The sequence below is a fragment of the Winogradskyella sp. PG-2 genome, from assembly GCF_000828715.1.
Lineage (GTDB): Bacteria > Bacteroidota > Bacteroidia > Flavobacteriales > Flavobacteriaceae > Winogradskyella.
Genome location: NZ_AP014583.1, coordinates 1,513,040 through 1,531,563, shown reverse-complemented (window position 1 = coordinate 1,531,563; position 18,524 = coordinate 1,513,040). Strand labels below are relative to the sequence as shown.

The following is an 18,524-nucleotide window of genomic DNA, read 5'->3' as shown; positions in this document are numbered from 1 at the left end:
AAAGTCAGCAAATAAATCTTAAGCTTTATGACCAAAATCATCGTGACCAGCAGTACCACCAGTACCTGTTGTATACATATTTGAGTATACACCTTCAATGAAACCAGATAAAATATCTGGATTTGACTCAGCAATCTCACCAAACTGATTTATTGTTTGAAACCCACTTTCAGGTGCCTCATTTATAAAATCATCAGAACAGCCAAACACTGTTAGGACTAATCCCGAGATCATCATTAATTTAATTACACTTTTTTTCATTTTCGCTTTTTTTAAGTTAAAATTTTAAAACTATAGATAGTAATTATTGCCTATCACAGCATTATTTTATTCATAAAATGGAAGAAGTGTAAAATGGTTGCGTCATAAAATTGAAATAATTAAAATAAGTGGTATTTTTGATGTTACATTAATTAAGACATATAGAAGAAATGAGCAGTGAAAAAGACGCAAAATTAAAAGCATTAAAATTAACCTTAGATAAGCTAGATAAAGCCTACGGAAAAGGAACGGTAATGAAAATGAGTGATCAAGCTATTGAAGATGTTGATGCTATTTCATCGGGCTCATTAGGTTTAGATATTGCTTTAGGAGTTGGCGGATATCCAAGAGGGCGAGTTATTGAAATATATGGCCCAGAATCTTCTGGTAAAACAACGTTAACACTACATGCTATTGCCGAAGCTCAAAAAGCTGGAGGTATTGCAGCATTTATAGATGCAGAACATGCTTTTGATCGTTTTTATGCAGAAAATTTGGGTGTAGATATTGATAATTTAATCATTTCTCAACCAGATAATGGCGAGCAAGCTTTAGAAATTGCAGATAATTTAATTAGATCTGGTGCTATTGATATTGTTGTCATTGACTCCGTTGCCGCATTAACACCAAAAAGTGAAATTGAAGGTGAAATGGGTGATTCTAAAATGGGCTTGCATGCGCGTTTAATGTCTCAGGCTTTAAGAAAACTGACTGCTTCTATTAGTAAAACAAACTGTACTGTGATTTTTATTAACCAGTTACGTGAAAAAATTGGCGTAATGTTTGGGAATCCTGAAACTACAACTGGTGGTAATGCACTTAAGTTTTATGCTTCTGTTCGTTTAGACATTCGTCGTTCTACACAGATTAAAAATACGGATGGTAATGTAATGGGCAATAAAACAAGAGTAAAGGTTGTTAAAAATAAAGTAGCTCCTCCTTTTAGACTTGCAGAGTTTGATATTATGTATGGCGAAGGAGTTTCTAAAGTTGGAGAAATTTTAGATTTAGCCGTTGCGCATGAAATTGTTAAAAAGAGTGGTTCTTGGTTTAGTTATGCAGACACTAAACTTGGTCAAGGACGAGACGCTGTTAAGTCTTTAATCAAAGATAATCCAGATTTAATGGATGAATTAGAAGAAAAAGTAAGGGCCTTAATCAACGGTTCTAAATAGAAAAAATAAAATCCTGAAAAAAATTCAGGATTTTTTTAGTTTTAGACGCAACCCTTTTACACTTTTTGCATCTACTTAGTGAAATTGATTGTAATTAATTATGAAAAAGTGCGCGTTATTGGCTTTCATTTTACTTTCAGGACTTACATCATGTAGTGTTGAAAATGTTGATTCTGATACGTTTTACTTAGAAGTACTGGCAATTGATAGTGTAGACATACCTGAGTATTTTTTACTAGGAGAGACTTCTGACATCTCTATAACTTACACTAAACCAAATTTGTGTTATCAGTTTAATGATTTCATTTATGAAATTGTAGATAACGAAAGATCAGTAGCCATAGTTAATACCGTTTACCCAAACGCCAATTGTGAACAAACACAAGAACGTGTTACGGTAAGTTTTAACTTTACAGTTTCCGGAACTAAACCTTGTATGTTTAAGTTCTATCAAGGTGAAGACTCGGAAGGTGTAGATCAGTATTATTTTGTAGAAGTACCTGTAAAAGTGCCAGAATAATTTCTGATTGCTAGGTAAAAGAGACTAATTATTAATTAATTCCAGAACTAATGTGAGTTTAGAGAGACTCATAAATAATTGTATAAAACAAGATGCTAAAGCTCAAAGCCAATTGTACAAGCAATATGCAAGTAAATTATTTTCGCTTTGTCTTAAGTATTCTAAAAACTATGCGGAAGCAGAGGATAATCTGCACGACGCATTTATAACTGTATTTAGTAAAATAGAGCAGTTTAATAATAAAGGTTCTTTTGAAGGTTGGTTAAAGCGTATTACAATTAATACATCATTGCAACGCTACAGAGAAAATGTCGGAGTTTATGACATTGTAAATGAAGAAAATATAGAAGATGTTTCTGTAGAAATAGATGATGAAGGCTTGAGTATTGATTTCTTATTAGAAATCATTCAAGAATTACCAGATCGATATAGATTGGTATTTAATTTGTATGTGTTAGATGGATATTCTCATGTAGAAATAAGTGAATTAATTAATATTTCAACAGGAACATCAAAATCTAATCTAGCGCGTGCTCGATTAATTTTAAAAGATAAAATAGAAGATTATAAAGCGAATGCAAGTTCGCAATCAATATAATAATGAATAACAAAAAGAACATAGACAGACTTTTCCAAGAAAAGTTTAAAGATTTTGAAACAGCGCCTAATGATGCCGTTTGGAATCGTATAAGTGAAAGTCTGCCTAGTAAAAAGAAAAAACGTCGCGTCATTGCCTTATGGTGGCAAATTGGTGGTGTAGCAGCTGTAATTGCATTGCTACTAACTGTAGGTGTTTCTGTTTTTAATGATGTTGGAAATAGTGGCAAAGAATTACCAATTGTAAATACCGAAGATAAAGACAATATGATTAAAGATAATGCTACTGACAATTCTAGTGAGGATAAACAAAATCCGATTAAGAATGATGCGTATGAAAAACTTGAGTTCGTAGATTCTGATAATAATAAGGAATCTATTATAGATCAAATGGAAACTAATACGAGTACATCTCCTAAAAAAGATAAATCCTCTAATCCATTAACAAGTTCTCGAAAATTAAAAACAAATGCTGTTGCCAATAATTCTAATAAGAAAGAAAAAATACAGCAGCCTTCGCAAAAGTTTAAAGCTTTAAATACTGTTATTAATAAAGAACGGACAACTAAAGTCGCTGAGAATAATACTAAAACAAATTCAAAATCAGAAGGAACTAAGCTTGCTTCTAAAGACGACATAAAATCAGAGATTAAGAAAAATATAGAAGATAATACAACAGCTACTGTTGATAATTCTACTTCTAACACTACTGAGACTGAATCTAATAAAACTAAAAATTCAGAATTAAATAATACTAACAGTACTGATATTGATACAAGTCTAATCGAAGATCCTAAAAAGGAATCTATCACAGAAGCTATTGCCAATAACACGACTGAAACTATTGATGAAAAAGAAGAAAAAGAAAGTAGGTGGAGCATTGTACCTAATGTTGCGCCTGTTTATTTCAGTTCTCTTGGCCAAGGGTCTTCAATAGACCAACAGTTTAATGAGAATTCTAAAAGCAGTGATATTAATATGAGTTATGGTATAGCTGGTTCTTATGTGGTTTCTAAGCGATTAAAAGTTCGTGCAGGTATTAACCGTGTTAATCTTAGTCAATCAACTTCAGATGTATTTGCTTTTACCGGTCCTTCAACAGCATCGTTAGTGTCTTCTACGACTTCAAGATCACCTTCGCCTAAATATGGTAATATAGATTTAAATAATAATGCTCAGAGTATATCCTTAATGAGTGCCAAAGCTATGGTAGCGGCTTCAGATTTTAGTAATCACAAAGCGGGTAATATAGATCAACGTATTGGGTTCATAGAAGTGCCTCTAGAATTAGAATATAGAGTCTTAGATAAGAAATTTGGAATCAACGTTATCGGTGGATTTAGCACATTCTTTTTAAATCAGAATGAAATCTACGCTGACGTTGAAGGAACTTCAACCTTAATTGGTGAAGCTAATAATATTAATAGTACAAGTTACAGTGCTAATTTTGGTTTAGGTATGGATTATAGCCTATCCAAACAATGGAATATCAATCTTGAACCTCAGTTCAAGTATCAGTTAAATACATTCAATAATACGTCAGGTAATTTTAGACCTTTCTTTATTGGTGTATATACTGGATTAAGTTTTAAGTTTTAGGTAAAATTTAAATTTAGGTTAGGTTGTTGCAACAACAATTAAGCAATGATGAATGCAATGATGACAAAAGCTACTCCTGGTTAGAGTGGCTTTTTTGTTGCTTAGAATTAGTGCTACTCAATTCTTCTAAAATAATAGTTCTGGCTTTTTTATTCAAAGATTTTGTGTCCTCAATGGTTAAACCTTCAGTACTTAAAAATTTATGAATCTTCGCTCTCATTCTTCCTGGTCCACCACTAAAGAAAGTATATGAAAAACGCTTTTTATTATCATAAAAAGTTATTGGTACAATTGGTATTTGGTGGTTAATAGCTAAACGAAATGCACCATCTTTAAAGGCATCTAGTAATATATGCTCTTCTGGTACACCACCTTCAGGAAAAATACAAATACTTAAACCTTGTTTTAGTCGTCTTTGTGCTCTCAAAAAAACAGCTTGCCTACTTTTAGCACTACTCCTATCTACTAAAATACATGTGCGTTTATAAAAGAAACCAAATAACGGAATCTTAGCTAATTCTTTTTTACCGATAAATACAAATGGGTTTTTTGAGGCTATTAACATTAACATAATATCTGCCATTGAAGTATGATTGGCAACAAACATATAGCTCTTTTTATACTCAGGTTTTTCTTCTTTTTTAATTGTATAAGCAAAACCCATTCCGATCAAAATAAATTTAGACCATATACGTGCCAATCTAAAGAAATAAGGATACCACTGTTCTCTAGAGATTGATATAATTAAAAAAGGAAACAAAACAATTATTGGAATTGCTACAAGAATATAGAACCAAATGCGATATAAAACCCAAAAAGGATATTTAATAATTGCCATCGCATCAAAACTAAGTAAATAGTTCTACTAAAAAAATTATCTTTGCGCATCGTTTAACTTTTAAAGAGATTCCTGCTGCGCAGGAAGTATACATGGCAAGAATACTCACAGGCATACAAAGTACAGGAACACCACATTTAGGAAATATTTTAGGTGCAATTTTACCAGCAATAGAACAATCACAAAATAGTGCTAATGATTCGTTTTTATTTATTGCAGATTTACACTCGTTAACGCAAATAAAAGATGCTGAAACACTTCGTGACAATACTTATTCCACAGCGGCAACTTGGTTAGCTTTTGGTTTAGATATTGACAAAACGGTCTTCTATAGACAAAGTGATGTACCTCAAGTAACTGAATTAGCTTGGTATTTAAACTGTTTCTTTCCTTTTAAACGCTTAGAATTAGCACATAGTTTCAAAGACAAAGCAGATCGTTTAGGTGATGTTAATGGTGGTTTGTTTACCTATCCAATGTTAATGGCTGCTGATATATTATTATATGATGCTGAGATTATTCCTGTTGGTAAAGATCAGGAGCAGCATATAGAGATGACACGTGATGTAGCTTCTCGTTTCCATGCTAAAATGGGTGGAGAAACTTTTGTTTTGCCAAAAGCCGATATACAAAAAGACACGATGCTTATTCCTGGTACTGATGGTGCTAAAATGAGTAAGAGTAAGGGAAACATTATCGACATCTTTTTACCTGAAAAGAAATTACGTAAACAAATTATGTCTATTGCAACCGATAGCACACCTCTTGAAGACCCTAAAGATTGGAAAACTTGTAACTGTTTTGCTTTATATAGTTTACTAGCTTCAGCTACTCAAATTACTAATATGAAAGTCAATTATGAAGGTGGCAACTATGGATATGGACATGCTAAACAAGCCTTATTTGAGTTAATATTAGAGCGTTTTGCTGAACCTAGAAAACGTTATGCTTATTATATGAATAATCTTAACGAAGTTGATATGGCTTTAGCTAAAGGTGCTTCAAAAGCTAAAGTTGTAGCAAATGATGTTTTAAAACGTGTAAGAGACAAGGTTGGGTATTAATTAAAATTATGATATAAAGTATTTACAGTTCGAAGCACCTATATCTTATATTGTGCATGAGACTCCCTCTAATTATTTAAAAGTTTTTCTACTTTCCATTACTCCTTTTTTTATTTCCACTTTATCAGCAATACTATTTTTAGTATTGGTTATTCTTTTGAATCTAATCGATTAATTTATCTATTTTTTTGTTGGTTAGGAATATCAATTGCAGCTCATGCTTTTCCAACCAAAGAAAATGCAAAATTACTTTGGGCTAGTAGTATTAATGAAGTTAAAAACAGCAACTATTTTGCTTTAATAGGATTTCCTTTTGTGCTTATAATCTACCTAGCTCAAATATTACATGTCGTCTGGCTCGATATTATATATGGCGTACTCTTATTATTCTTTGTGGTGGAGCCTTGGTTTAAATAACTTCAAACAACTTTCCTGGTAAAGGCCTAACTACTCCCTTTAATTCCATATTAAGTAGAAGTCCTGCTAATTTATAGGTTGGCATTTCACATTGTATTGCAATGACATCTAGTAGCTCTTTATTATTTTCCTTTAAGAAGGTGTATATGATTTTTTCATCGGGCTCAAGCTCTACAAACAACTGTTTTTGAACTATTGGTTTTTTATCAGATTCTAATTCCCAATTCAATAAATAAGGGATATCCAATGGATTAGATAATAAGTGTGCTTTTTGAAATTTTATTAAATTATTACAACCTACACTTTGGCTATCTGTTGTTCTACCTGGTACAGCAAATACATCTCGGTTATAAGAATTCGCAATATCTGCGGTTACTAAACTTCCACCTTTTTCAGCAGATTCAATAACTATCGTCGCCTCACTTAATCCTGCAATAATTCTATTTCGTTTTAAAAAGTTGTTTCTATCAAATGGATCAGTACTCCAAAAGTCAGTGTAAAAACCACCATGGTTTTCTATATCTGCCATATACTTTTTGTGCACTTTAGGATAGATTTGATTGAGGCCATGAGCTAAACACCCAATCGTCTGAAGGTTATGTTTCACAGCTGCTCTCTGCGCAGTAATATCTGTTCCGTAAGCAAATCCCGAAACAATTACTGGATTGTAAGGAGATAGAGTTTCAACTAGTTTTTCACAAAATGCAATGCCACTTGTAGTAATCTTTCGAGTACCAACAATACTTATAATACGATGCTTTTTAATATTAATATTTCCCGATTGAAATAAGACAATTGGACCGTCAATGCAGTGTTGTAGTTTTTCAGGATAGGTATCCTCAGTGAAATAATGAGTCACTATATTATTATCTTTGATAAAGCGTAATTCGTTCTCTGCATCTTCGAGATGAATCTTGTCAAAAAGGCCTTCAATAGTAATGGTGCCAATACCATCTATCTTTAAAAGTTTAGATTTTTTTTCTTTTAAAACCGCTTCAGGAGAACCACAATGATTTATCAATTTTTTAGCCGTTGTTGATCCTATTTTAGGAACATGTTGTAAGGCTAAGGCATAAATAAGTTGTTGATCTGTCATTTAAAACATTGATTTTAAACCTACAAGAAACTAAATTTTTCTGATGTTAATAACTAAATCCCACTAAACTTCTTTCAGAAATAAAAATTTTTAACTTTGTTCTATATGCAGTTAGAGACTTACATTAGCGATCTTTTATACCGTTACGATTGTGTTACTGTTCCTGGTTTTGGAGCGTTTTTAACGAATCGTGTTTCAGCGAAAGTGCATGAATCGACACATACATTTTATCCTCCTAAAAAAATATTGTCTTTTAATGAGCAATTACACAATAATGATGGCTTACTAGCAAACTATATTGCTGAAATTGAAAAAATACCATACGGAACAGCTACTGATAAGATTTCTAAACAAGTAAAATCTATAAAGTCATATTTAGTAGAAGGAGAAACAATTCAATTTGAAAATATTGGTGAGTTAATTTTAAACGCAGATGGAAAGATATTATTCGACCCAGCTAACCAAATTAATTATCTAACTGATGCCTTTGGATTGTCTCACTTTACTTCATCTAACGTTAAACGCGAGGTCTATAAAGAAACCGTCTCTGCTGTTGAGGCTACTACTCCAATCGCTTTTACACCAGAAAAACGTTCTAATAATAATTGGCTTAAGTATGCTGCTACAGCAGTAATATTATTAGGTTTAAGTGGTTTTGGTGCTGCATCTTATTACAACAATACGATTGAAAATCATAATCAATTAGCGCAAGAGCAAGCTAATGAGCAATTAGATGCTAAAGTACAAGAAGCAACGTTTGTTATTAGTAATCCATTACCTGCTGCAACATTATCTATCGATAAACAAAGTGGTAATTATCATATTGTTGCTGGTGCTTTTAGAGTTGAATCTAATTCCGATAAAAAAGTAAGTCAATTAAAGGCTAAAGGCTATAAGGCCAGAAAAATTGGCACTAACCGTTATGGTCTACACGAAGTGGTTTATGCAAGTTTTGAAAATAGGGCAGATGCGCAACGAGAACTTTACAAAATTCGTAGTGAGCATAATCGTGATGCTTGGCTTTTAATTAAGAAGCTAGATTAACCTTTTCTTATCCTTTTATTTCGTCAAAGCATCTTATCTTTGCGCATAATTTAAAGAATTTATGCAATCACGAACTGCTTTTCAGTCAAAAACCATAGTTACCGATTTAGTTTTACCAAGTGAAACTAATCCTATCAATAATTTATTTGGTGGTGAATTACTCGCTCGTATGGATCGTGCAGCAAGTATATCGGCAAGACGTCACTCAAGACGAATTGTTGTTACTGCTTCTGTTAATCATGTGGCATTTAACCGATCTGTACCTTTAGGTAGTGTTGTTATGATTGAAGCTAAAGTGTCGAGAGCATTCACCTCATCTATGGAGGTTTATATGGATGTTTGGATTGAAGACAGAGAGTCTGGTGAGTGTGTAAAAGCAAATGAGGCTATTTATACCTTTGTTGCGGTTGATGAAACCGGAAGACCCGTTAAAGTGCCTGAGCTTGTGCCTGAAACTGAATTAGAAAAACTTCGCTTTGATGCTGCGCTAAGACGTAAGCAACTAAGCTTACTTTTAGCAGGAAAGATGAAACCGGATGATGCTACTGAACTAAAAGCACTTTTTGAGTAGTAGATAACTTCCCTAAGCTCTGAATAACACTTTCGATTAAACCTTTCTAAAATTGTTAGGTCTTATCATAGAACCAAATTTATTTATGATGAGATATCTAGTTTATACCCTAGTTTTAGTTTTTGCTCTAAGTTTTACATCTTGTGCAAGTCGTGTTGTAGTGAAGGAACCCACTTCAGTAACAGTTGTTAAAAAATTACCAAGGCAATATAAAGTTGTTAGAGTAAAAGGTAAACGTTACTATTTCTTTAATGGGAAACATTATAGAAAGACAAGAAGAGGCTATGTTTTTGTTAGAGTTTAATCAATACTTAGCTATCCAATATTCAGGGTTAAGAACTTGGTCATTTTTATAAATTCTAAAACCAAGTAGAGTTTCACCTTTAATTTTATTTGTGAAGACTTTTCCAATAACTTGTCCTGTAGTTATTTTATCACCTTTCTTCACTCTTACTTCTGAAAGGTTCATGTAAACACTAAAATAATTACCATGTCTAACCAATATAGTTGGATTACCACGTTTCATGATGTGAATTTCGGATACCACACCATTAAAAACAGCTTTAACGTCAGAGTTCTTCTCTGTAGCAATGTAAATACTCTTATAATTTTGGGTTACTGACTTGTCTGTTAATGAACGTCGTTTCCCAAATTTTCCTTTAATAACACCTCGAGATACTGGCCAACCCAACTTTCCTTTATTAGCTTCAAAATTAGAGGCTAGCTTTTTAGCCTCTGGCGTTAATACAAACTTACCAGAAGATGATTTTTTACCTGCTTTTTTATTAGAGGCAGCAATTGCATTTCTAATCATTCGGTTAATTTCTTTATCTAAGCGATCAACCTCTTGCTTCTTCTTTTTAATTTGAGCAGAAAACTTCCTCATATCAGCCTTAATAGATGCCATTAGAACCTCACGATCTTTTAACTCTTTATCTAGCTTTCTTTTTTCAATTCGGTTTTCTTCGATCAACTTTTTCTTGGTTTCTTTTTGTTTTGAAAGCTGAATGTTTAAATCTTGTAATTCCTTCGTTTTCGTTTTTATCGCTTCACCTTGTTCCTTTTGGTAATTTGCATACTGCTTTATGTATTGTAGTCTTTTATAAGCTTGTGAAAAATTACTAGATGACAGCAGAAACATCATCTTACTTTGTTCGGATTTACTTTTGTATGATTTTACAAGCATGGCTGCGTAATCATCTTTTAATTCTTGAAGTTGAGTTCTGAGACTAGTAATCTCCTTTTGATTGGAATTAATTTCCCTTGTTAATAAATTAGCTTGCTTATTTGAGATTCTAATCAAATTTTTTCTAACACTGACCTTATAATTAATATCTTCAATAAGAGTAATTACCGATTTTTCTTCTTTCTTATTAGAGAATAATAAGGAATTAAGCTGTTTAAGCTCTTTACGTTTTTGTTGAAGTTCTGCCTCTAATGCCTTTTGCTTATCACTTTGCGCAATAAGTGTAGAGCAGGATATTATTAGTCCAAAAATAAGTGTCGTATAGAAACGTTTTGATCTCATTACTTTATAATAATTTCTTCATAACCTTTAGGAATCTTAAACGGAAAACGAACCTCATTATTTAGAGACACTGATTTAAATTCCATAGTAATTGCAACCTCATCACTATTATCTTGTGCGATTATTCTAATATTTTGCGGCAATACTTGGTTTTTTACTTCTTGATAAGACGCATAGTCTACTTGCAACATTCTTCTTTTTAACTGTTGGAACAACTGTAAGCTATCCATCTTAAAATGTGATGGATTAATCAAATAAAATAATTCTATAAGTGCCTTCTGATCTCTAGGTTGTAGCGCATAAGAATTTTCATTAACTGCAACTTTATGAGGCTCATCTTTAAGATCATAAATAGCTTGCCCTAAAAGGATATTCTGAACCTTAGTAAAGTCTAAATCTACACCAACAAAATCACTTAGCAACTCATAGTTACCATCAAAATACTGATTATCTTGTTTATTATAGAAACGAACCTTATCTGGTGTTATCATCATGCGTGCAAGACCTAAGGGAGCACTTAACCAAATTACTTTATTCTTTTCCATTCGAAAATTAAACGTAAGCCCTTGTTCTTTTTGACCTTGAATTAAATCAATTCTAACTTTAGCTTGCATAGTTTTGAAATCAGCACTGTTTTCTTGATGCTGTTTTATCACTTGTTTAGCAGATAACTGATTACTTGCCTCACCTGATGCTATTATACTTTTAGCGGATTTACAACCAAAAGCTATTGTGATTAAGCAAACCGTAAGGGTAAGTTTTAATAGTTTCTTTATTTGAGGTGATTTCATTTATTGTTGTGCTTTTAAATCTTGTGCCTTTTTAGCAAACGCTTCTGATTTACTAATATTATTTAAAGCTTTATATGCTAAGCTTAATTGAGAATAGAAATCGGCTTCCATATTAGGGTTGTCAATTAAATAATCTAAGCCCATTTCTAAATTGTCGATTGCTTTTTTATACTGCTCTGAGCTGTTATTAGCTACACCATTTACCAAATATAAAATAGGTTGTGCGGGATATAATTCTAAAGCACGCTCACTATCAGCTATAACAGCTTTATAATCCCTTATATCTAATTGTAATAACAATACATCTTTTATTAATTTAAAATCATTAGGGTCTTGCTTAAGCGCTTCTTTAAAATTTGAAAGCGCCTTAGCTTTATTACCAGCTTTAAGATAATATTGACCTAAATCACTGTGCGTTTGTGCGTCTTTGTTATTATCAATTAAAGATGTGATATCAATAAGGTCAGATTCATATTCAGGATTCCTAGCTACAAAAGCCACAAAGTCCTTCAATACTTTTGCTTTAGCGTCTGCATTAATCTGTGGGCTTGACAATGCAATTTTTACAGAATTAATAGCATCTTTCACCTTATTATCTTTAAGATAGAACTTATACAAAGCCAAATGTACATACTTAGAATCTGGCTTTATTTTTAACAAATTTCTGGCAGCCTTATATGCATTTTTTCGATCGCCAGTTTGACTATATCTATATATAAGTTTTAAGTGGTTATCCTCATTATTAGGGTTATTAGCTATGCGTTGTTCTAAATTTTCTATTCTATCATCAGCATTCCCAGTGATGCTGTATATATCATTACGCATAGCATCTCTAGATTCACTAATTCCTAATTCGGTATCTAGCTCATCTAACAACTCTAAGGCTTGCTTATACCTTTCCTCTCGCACATAAAGTGCTGCTAAATCTTCCTTATAATCTGGGTGATATTTTACGAGTTGCTTTATTGTTCTAATAGCATTATTAATATCATCTTGTTGAAAATAAACATCATACAACTCATCTAAAAACCATTCGTTATCTGGCTGCATACTAATTGCCTTTTTAAGGGCATCTTCTGCAGCACCATAATTTTTGAGTTTATTATAGTTTTTACCCAGTTCAAAATAAATGATAGGCTTTTTGCTATCTAAATTTAAACATTTTTGAAGTGCATCTACAGCACGATCATAGTTTTCAATTCCTTTTTGTTTTAAGGCTTCAAAAAAGTATTCTTGAAATTCATCTTCTAAATTTCCTAGATCGTCGTCTGGTGGTTTATCGAAATTAACTTGGCCAATAGCAAAAACTGGTACTATAAAAAGTACAAGTGCTAGTTTTACTATTTTTTTATTCAATTTCATTTTAGATGCTTCGTAATGCTATAAAAGATAATTATAAGTTCAAAAGTTATTCCAAAATAGAATAATCTCCTATACTAATTTTAGTAAAGCTACCATCATACTTTACATAATTCCCAATCATAGCGTCATCTAAATTAGCATTTTTGATAGTAGTTTGGTTTTGTATTAAGCTATTTTTAACGCTAGAGTATTCAATTACACAATCCTTGCCAATAGAAACGTTAGGTCCTACTGATGTATTGCGCAAAACGGTACCTGCTCCAATAAAACATGGCTCAATAATAGTTGAGTTTTCTAATACCACAGAATCATGAACTAATTGCTCTTCATTATCTGCTTTTAAAAAACCTAACATTTTAGCATTAGTTTCTAAGGTTACGTTTTTATTTCCGCAATCCATCCATTCATCTACAGTACCTGTTTTAAAAACTCTACCATCTGCCATCATTCGTTTAATACCATCATTAATTTGATATTCTCCCCCATTCATAATATTCTCATCAAGTACTTCTTGAAGTTTTTCTTTTAATACAGCTACATCTTTAAAGTAATAAATACCTATTACAGCCTGATTACTTACAAAGCTTTCTGGCTTTTCAACCAGCTCAATAATACTTTCGTTCTCGTCTAACTTAACAACACCATAAGCTTCAGGATTTGTAACACGTTTTGTCCAAATAACACTATCTGCCGTTGGATCTAAATCAAACTCAGCTCTAATTAAAGTATCTGCGTAAGCAATTACAGCAGGACCAGACAATGATGGTTTTGCGCTTATTATGGCATGACCTGTTCCCAAAGGTTGATCTTGTCTGTAAATGGATGCCTTAGCACCTAAACCTTCTGCAAGTTCGGTTAAACTTTCAACCACATCATCACCAAACCATGCTGGATCACCTAAAACAAAAGCAATTTCTTCAATAGGCTGCTTCAATACTTTAGCAATATCTTTTACTAAACGATGTACAATAGGTTGACCTGCAACTGGGATTAATGGTTTTGGTACTGTTAAACTGTGTGGTCTAAGGCGAGAACCTCTGCCTGCCATTGGGACTATAATTTTCATTTTTTAAGTTTATTCGTTAATCTTTTTATTCCGTTATTTAGTTCCTGTACTTCCGAAACCGCCTTCACCTCTCTCAGTTGAAGATAGTTCTTTTGTTTCTTCCCACTCAGCGCGTTCGTGTTTTGCTATAACTAGTTGAGCAATGCGCTCGCCATTATTAATAGTGAAATCTTCGGTAGATAGATTGACTAATATTACTCCTACCTCACCTCTATAATCGGCATCTATAGTTCCTGGTGCATTTAGTACGGTAATTCCTTTTTTTGCAGCAAGTCCACTTCTTGGTCTTACTTGTGCCTCAATTCCTACTGGCAATTCAATAAATAAACCAGTACTAACGATGGTGCGCTCTAAAGGTTTTAGAATTCTTGCTTCTGTTAAGCTTGCACGTAAATCCATACCAGCTGAAGCACTAGTTTCGTAATGCGGTAATTCGTGTCTTGATTTGTTTATGATTTTAATTTTCATGTTTTTCTATTTCTACGTCTAACAAACTAATTATGGATACTATTTCTTGTCTAAAAACATTGCCTTTCTTAAAAACAGATTCCAACCATGCTCTTAACATAGTCAAATGATTTTCATACTGATCAGACTCTATGAACTTAATAAATTTCTTTTTTATGCGTTGTTCTTCTTCATTAGATATTTCGGCGATATTTCTAAAAAATTGATAATTATCTAAAAGTCCTTCAGATAGCATATAGTTATGTAGATTTTGAGTAAGAAATCGTATTACTGCATCTTCACTTTCTCGATAATCTCTTAGTAAGTCTTGATAACCTGAAACACTTTCCTTTAAAGTGTCGATAGAAATTATTTCTATCTTTCCAGAACTAATTACAGAATTATAAATGCCTTGAAATGGGTCAAATGTTGGCGTATTATTTACGTGTCTCACTAAACTATATAAACTATCTACTGAAAACGCTCTAGGATTAATAGACATGACGGTTTCAATACTTTCCTTTTTAATAATATGGGATTGAAACTTCTTGTCAAACTTAACAAGGTTGGTGCTAAACTCTTTGTGAAGACTTTTCATTATTTTGAATTCTTCTTTTTTAAGCTCTCTATTATTATTCCAAGTATTGACTTGTAATGCCAACAAAATACCTATCATCACCAAAATAATCTCTCCAATAGCATATTTGAAATAGCGACCCATTTTATTTTCAATGAGCATTTGCTGTCTTATTTTGTTGAAGAACTTAATCATATCCTTAGCGCTTCAAAAGTAGTTTTAATTCTTTTCGTTCCAAAATAAACATAATAAAAGCAAATACAATTAGCAGAGACATCCCTACTATGTAATTCTCTCTAAATTTATAAAACGAAAGTAAAGAGAATACAATAGATATTGTGAGATATAACCCTATTTTCTTTAGGTTATAAGGTATTGGGTAATATTTTCTTCCGTAAAAATAAGACAATAACACCATGCTGCCGTAAGCTGCTAGTGTTGCTATTGCTGATCCTTTATAACCAATAATTGGTATTAACCAAAAATTAAGAGCTAGAGTTACTATTGCCCCAAATACCGAGATGTAAGCTCCAAACTTAGTGCGATCTGTAATTTTGTACCAAACAGATAAGTTGTGGTACATGCCCAAACAAAAGCTAGCAATAAGAATTATTGGTACAATCCACATGGCCTCCCAAAAGGCTTCATCTCTTATAACAAGAACTTTTATGACATCTGCAAATACAACAACAACCAATAAGATTATTGAGCCAAAAGCAACAAAATATTCTAATATTTTAGCATAGTTCTTTTGCGGATTGTCACTTTTTGCATGACTGAAAAAATAAGGCTCTATGCCCAATCTAAAGGCTGTGGCAAATAAAGTCATGAATAAGGCTAATTTATAGCAGGCCGAAAACATACCAACTTCTCGCTCTGGGTTTTCTGCAGTTGATAAACTACTGTCTAGGAGAATTCTATTAAAAGTTTCGATAATTGTATAGGCTAGACCAGCAATTAAGACCGGAAATGCATAACGTAACATACGCTTCCATAATTTCTTATCGAAACTAAATTTAAGCTTATTATAAAATGGAAACATTAAAATTAAGGTGACACCACTTGCTATTAAATTTGCAATTAAAACATAGTTAATTTCAAAGTTGGGTTTGTATATGGGTTGAAAAAAAAATACCTCCTTTGCTAAACCGCTAAGCCACAAAAGAAAAAACAAATTCAACGACATGTTAATAGTAACATTAGCTATTTTAATAGCTGCATATTTCATCGGTTTCTCATTAGCTCGAAGCCATGTAAAGGGTATAATAACTAAAGCGTCTAATAATAATATCCATATAACAAAACTGATATATTCTACTTTAATATCTGTAAGAGATGCTATTTGGTATTTAAACAAAAATGCAATGATAAAAATGCTAAACGATGTAAAAATTATAGAAAGTGTAGACGTATTAACAACTTTTTCTTTATCAGTTTCTTTATTAAAAAAACGAAAAAAGGCAGTTTCCATACCATAAGCTAAAATGACATTAAATATTGCGAACCATGAAAATATAATTGACACTTTTCCATAGACTCCAACTGCCATAACTTGAGTGTATAATGGCACTAATAAAAAAGTTAGCATCCTAGGTAAAACGGTTGCTAAGCCGTAAATGAAAGTTTGTTTAAAAAGAGATTTGAATCCGCTCAACCTAAATAGTTATAGTATCCTCAAAAGTATTAAATATAAATGGGTCTTTTGGTGAGATGAAATAAAAAAAGCCTTGCTTAAAAAGCAAGGCTATATAAAAGTATATTTATATTTCTAGTTGTCGTCCTCTTCTTCGTCATCAAGAGATGCCATACCTGCAGAAGTCACTATTGAATAAATAGATGGAGCTCCGTGCTCATAATACGTTCCAGCAACTTCATTAAGTGCTATAATTTTATGATATTTTGTTTGTCCATTTTCTGAATAACTTACAACACATTCGTCATCTTTCAATGTAAATGGATAATCAGCTGGTTTTTCAGCTTTCTTAAACGTATAATCGCTTGATGGATTTTTTAAGATGGCCTTGTATTTTCCGCCACTTTTAACAAGTTTACTTTTAAGATTTCTAAAATAAACATCTTGAATAAAGACATTATCTTTAACGTCAGTGATAGGTATAAACATGTTTATACCAGTTCCTCCAACTTTTATACCAGCATACCATTCTTGAAATGTAACTGGTTTTACTTTAAAAGGAGCTTCTTGCTCAAAAGTTGAAGCTATTTCTTTATTAGATGCACATTGAAAAGTAGATGCGCAGATTACTGCAAAAACTATGGCGTAAGTTGCCTTTTTAAATTTTTTCATTTTAAGTAGGTTATAAATTGGGATGGCAATATATAAAAAAAATTGAATTAAATCGTTAATATGTAATTTTTATCGATGAAATGCATATATTTTTAATTGGCATAAATAAAAAACTAGCTCAACAAGCTGGTTTCTAATATTTTAATAAATTATTTGTTTTAAATAAAATTAACTCTAAAATTTAGTTTCAAAACTAAGAATCATGATTTATTAATCTTCTTTACCAAGAATCTAATATCTTTTGGCTTTATATTCCATGAAGTTTCAGTAAAATCAATAAAAAAACCTAACTCGTTAAAGTTAGGTTTTTAATATTCTAGATGCTGAAACGAATTCAGCATAACAAATCTTAGTTATTCAATGCTTCAGCACCACCAACAATCTCAAGGATTTCATTCGTAATTGCCGCTTGTCTTGCTTTGTTATAAGTTAACTTTAACTGATCTCTTAATTCAGTCGCATTATCTGTTGCTTTATGCATTGCTGTCATACGCGCACCGTGCTCAGAAGCAAAAGAATCTCTAATGCCTTTAAATAATTGAGTTTTTAAAGCTTTAGGTATTAAGGCCTCTACAATCTCTTGTTTAGATGGCTCAAAAATATAATCTAAATTAGCATGAGCATCTTCACCTTCGATTGGTACAATTGGTAAATACTGCTCAGTCATTATAATCTGAGTTGCAGCATTTTTAAAGCTATTGTAAACTAATTCAACTTTGTCATACTCGCCTTCAACAAACTTCCCCATTATCATTTCGGCAATCTCTGCAACATTATCAAAAGTTAATGCATCAAATACATCGCTCTTATTTGATATGACTCTGTCTTGTTTAGAAAAAGCGTCATTTGATTTTTTACCAATAGCTAAAACAGAAACATTTTTATCAGCGTAAACATTATTAATCAAAGCATTTGTTTGTTTAATAATGTTAGAGTTAAATGCACCACACAGACCTCTATTAGAAGTAATAGCAACAATTAAAACATTGTTCACTTCTCTTTCAGTCGAATACTTACTACCAGAATCAGCATCTAATGTTGCGCTTAAACTCTGCAATAATTCTGTTAACTTATTAGAGTAAGGACGCATTGCAGTAATAGCATCTTGAGCTTTCTTCAATTTAGCAGCTGATACCATTTTCATGGCACTTGTAATCTGCATCGTTGAAGACACTGACGATATTCTGTTACGTATTTCTTTTAAGTTTGCCATTCTTTAGTTTATAAAGACTCTTTGCAAATGCTAAGAGTGACATTAGTTTAATT

20 protein-coding genes are annotated in these 18,524 nt (G+C 32.2%); 8 read left to right on the top strand and 12 right to left on the bottom strand.

The window, feature by feature from the left end:
* Positions 1–18 precede the first annotated feature (18 nt).
* On the bottom strand, positions 19–261 hold the full coding sequence (locus WPG_RS18580; protein WP_231850264.1) for a hypothetical protein: 243 nt from the start codon (positions 259–261) through the stop codon (positions 19–21).
* A gap of 170 nt (positions 262–431) precedes the next feature.
* On the opposite strand from WPG_RS18580, the gene recA reads away from it, so the two are divergent.
* The 4 genes from recA to WPG_RS06740 all read left to right on the top strand — a co-directional run bounded on the left by recA (position 432) and on the right by WPG_RS06740 (position 4,152).
* The gene (gene recA, locus WPG_RS06755; RefSeq protein WP_045470744.1) at positions 432–1,436 is read left to right on the top strand and encodes a recombinase RecA; all 1,005 of its coding nucleotides are present in this window, start codon (positions 432–434) and stop codon (positions 1,434–1,436) included.
* A gap of 118 nt (positions 1,437–1,554) precedes the next feature.
* Positions 1,555–1,956, top strand: coding sequence for a hypothetical protein (locus tag WPG_RS06750; RefSeq protein WP_171817162.1), 402 nt, complete (start codon positions 1,555–1,557; stop codon positions 1,954–1,956).
* A 52-nt stretch (positions 1,957–2,008) separates the two neighbouring features.
* Entirely contained in the window at positions 2,009–2,554 is a 546-nt protein-coding gene (locus tag WPG_RS06745) for an RNA polymerase sigma factor (RefSeq protein WP_045470740.1), read from the top strand.
* 2 nt (positions 2,555–2,556) lie between these two features.
* Positions 2,557–4,152 (top strand): hypothetical protein, encoded by a 1,596-nt coding sequence (locus WPG_RS06740; protein ID WP_045470738.1) that lies wholly within the window; start codon positions 2,557–2,559, stop codon positions 4,150–4,152.
* Between the two features lie 70 nt (positions 4,153–4,222).
* On the opposite strand, the gene WPG_RS06735 is transcribed toward WPG_RS06740, so the two are convergent.
* Positions 4,223–4,990 carry a lysophospholipid acyltransferase family protein gene (locus WPG_RS06735; RefSeq protein WP_045470736.1) on the bottom strand — a complete coding sequence of 256 codons (768 nt, stop codon included), beginning with the start codon at positions 4,988–4,990 and terminating at the stop codon, positions 4,223–4,225.
* Between the two features lie 92 nt (positions 4,991–5,082).
* On the opposite strand from WPG_RS06735, the gene trpS reads away from it, so the two are divergent.
* Positions 5,083–6,054 carry a tryptophan--tRNA ligase gene (trpS, locus tag WPG_RS06730; RefSeq protein ID WP_045470734.1) on the top strand — a complete coding sequence of 324 codons (972 nt, stop codon included), beginning with the start codon at positions 5,083–5,085 and terminating at the stop codon, positions 6,052–6,054.
* A 409-nt stretch (positions 6,055–6,463) separates the two neighbouring features.
* Here the strand turns inward: trpS and dprA are convergent, their stop codons facing one another.
* Positions 6,464–7,567: a DNA-processing protein DprA gene (gene dprA / locus WPG_RS06725; protein WP_045470732.1), complete on the bottom strand. Its 1,104-nt coding sequence runs from the start codon at positions 7,565–7,567 to the stop codon at positions 6,464–6,466.
* A 105-nt stretch (positions 7,568–7,672) separates the two neighbouring features.
* Here dprA and WPG_RS06720 point away from each other — a divergent pair, with 105 nt between their 5' ends.
* From WPG_RS06720 to WPG_RS06710, 3 genes are all read left to right on the top strand, one after another.
* Positions 7,673–8,611, top strand: coding sequence for an SPOR domain-containing protein (locus WPG_RS06720; protein ID WP_045470730.1), 939 nt, complete (start codon positions 7,673–7,675; stop codon positions 8,609–8,611).
* Positions 8,612–8,672: 61 nt separating this feature from the next.
* Complete coding sequence (locus WPG_RS06715; RefSeq protein WP_045470728.1) at positions 8,673–9,182, top strand: acyl-CoA thioesterase; 510 nt, start codon at positions 8,673–8,675, stop codon at positions 9,180–9,182.
* 85 nt (positions 9,183–9,267) lie between these two features.
* Positions 9,268–9,486, top strand: coding sequence for a DUF6515 family protein (locus tag WPG_RS06710; RefSeq protein ID WP_045470726.1), 219 nt, complete (start codon positions 9,268–9,270; stop codon positions 9,484–9,486).
* Here the strand turns inward: WPG_RS06710 and WPG_RS06705 are convergent, their stop codons facing one another.
* From WPG_RS06705 to atpG, 9 genes are all read right to left on the bottom strand, one after another.
* Entirely contained in the window at positions 9,487–10,710 is a 1,224-nt protein-coding gene (locus WPG_RS06705) for a murein hydrolase activator EnvC family protein (RefSeq protein WP_045470724.1), read from the bottom strand.
* Positions 10,710–11,501: a DUF4292 domain-containing protein gene (locus WPG_RS06700; protein ID WP_045470722.1), complete on the bottom strand. Its 792-nt coding sequence runs from the start codon at positions 11,499–11,501 to the stop codon at positions 10,710–10,712. The genes WPG_RS06705 and WPG_RS06700 overlap by 1 nt, the downstream gene beginning before the upstream one ends.
* Complete coding sequence (locus WPG_RS06695) at positions 11,502–12,863, bottom strand: tetratricopeptide repeat protein (RefSeq protein WP_045470720.1); 1,362 nt, start codon at positions 12,861–12,863, stop codon at positions 11,502–11,504.
* A gap of 46 nt (positions 12,864–12,909) precedes the next feature.
* Complete coding sequence (locus tag WPG_RS06690) at positions 12,910–13,929, bottom strand: sugar phosphate nucleotidyltransferase (RefSeq protein WP_045470718.1); 1,020 nt, start codon at positions 13,927–13,929, stop codon at positions 12,910–12,912.
* 33 nt (positions 13,930–13,962) lie between these two features.
* Positions 13,963–14,397, bottom strand: a complete 435-nt coding sequence (gene dut / locus WPG_RS06685) for a dUTP diphosphatase (protein ID WP_045470716.1) — start codon at positions 14,395–14,397, stop codon at positions 13,963–13,965.
* Positions 14,387–15,148: a DUF6090 family protein gene (locus tag WPG_RS17325; protein WP_052471177.1), complete on the bottom strand. Its 762-nt coding sequence runs from the start codon at positions 15,146–15,148 to the stop codon at positions 14,387–14,389. Before WPG_RS17325 ends, dut begins: the two co-directional genes overlap by 11 nt.
* Before the next feature lie 4 nt (positions 15,149–15,152).
* A complete protein-coding gene (locus tag WPG_RS06675) occupies positions 15,153–16,607 on the bottom strand; it encodes a lipopolysaccharide biosynthesis protein (protein WP_045470714.1) in 1,455 nt (484 codons plus the stop codon).
* Between the two features lie 114 nt (positions 16,608–16,721).
* Positions 16,722–17,258 (bottom strand): hypothetical protein, encoded by a 537-nt coding sequence (locus tag WPG_RS06670; RefSeq protein ID WP_045470712.1) that lies wholly within the window; start codon positions 17,256–17,258, stop codon positions 16,722–16,724.
* A 349-nt stretch (positions 17,259–17,607) separates the two neighbouring features.
* The gene (atpG, locus tag WPG_RS06665) at positions 17,608–18,471 is read right to left on the bottom strand and encodes an ATP synthase F1 subunit gamma (protein WP_045470710.1); all 864 of its coding nucleotides are present in this window, start codon (positions 18,469–18,471) and stop codon (positions 17,608–17,610) included.
* Positions 18,472–18,524: the final 53 nt, after the last annotated feature.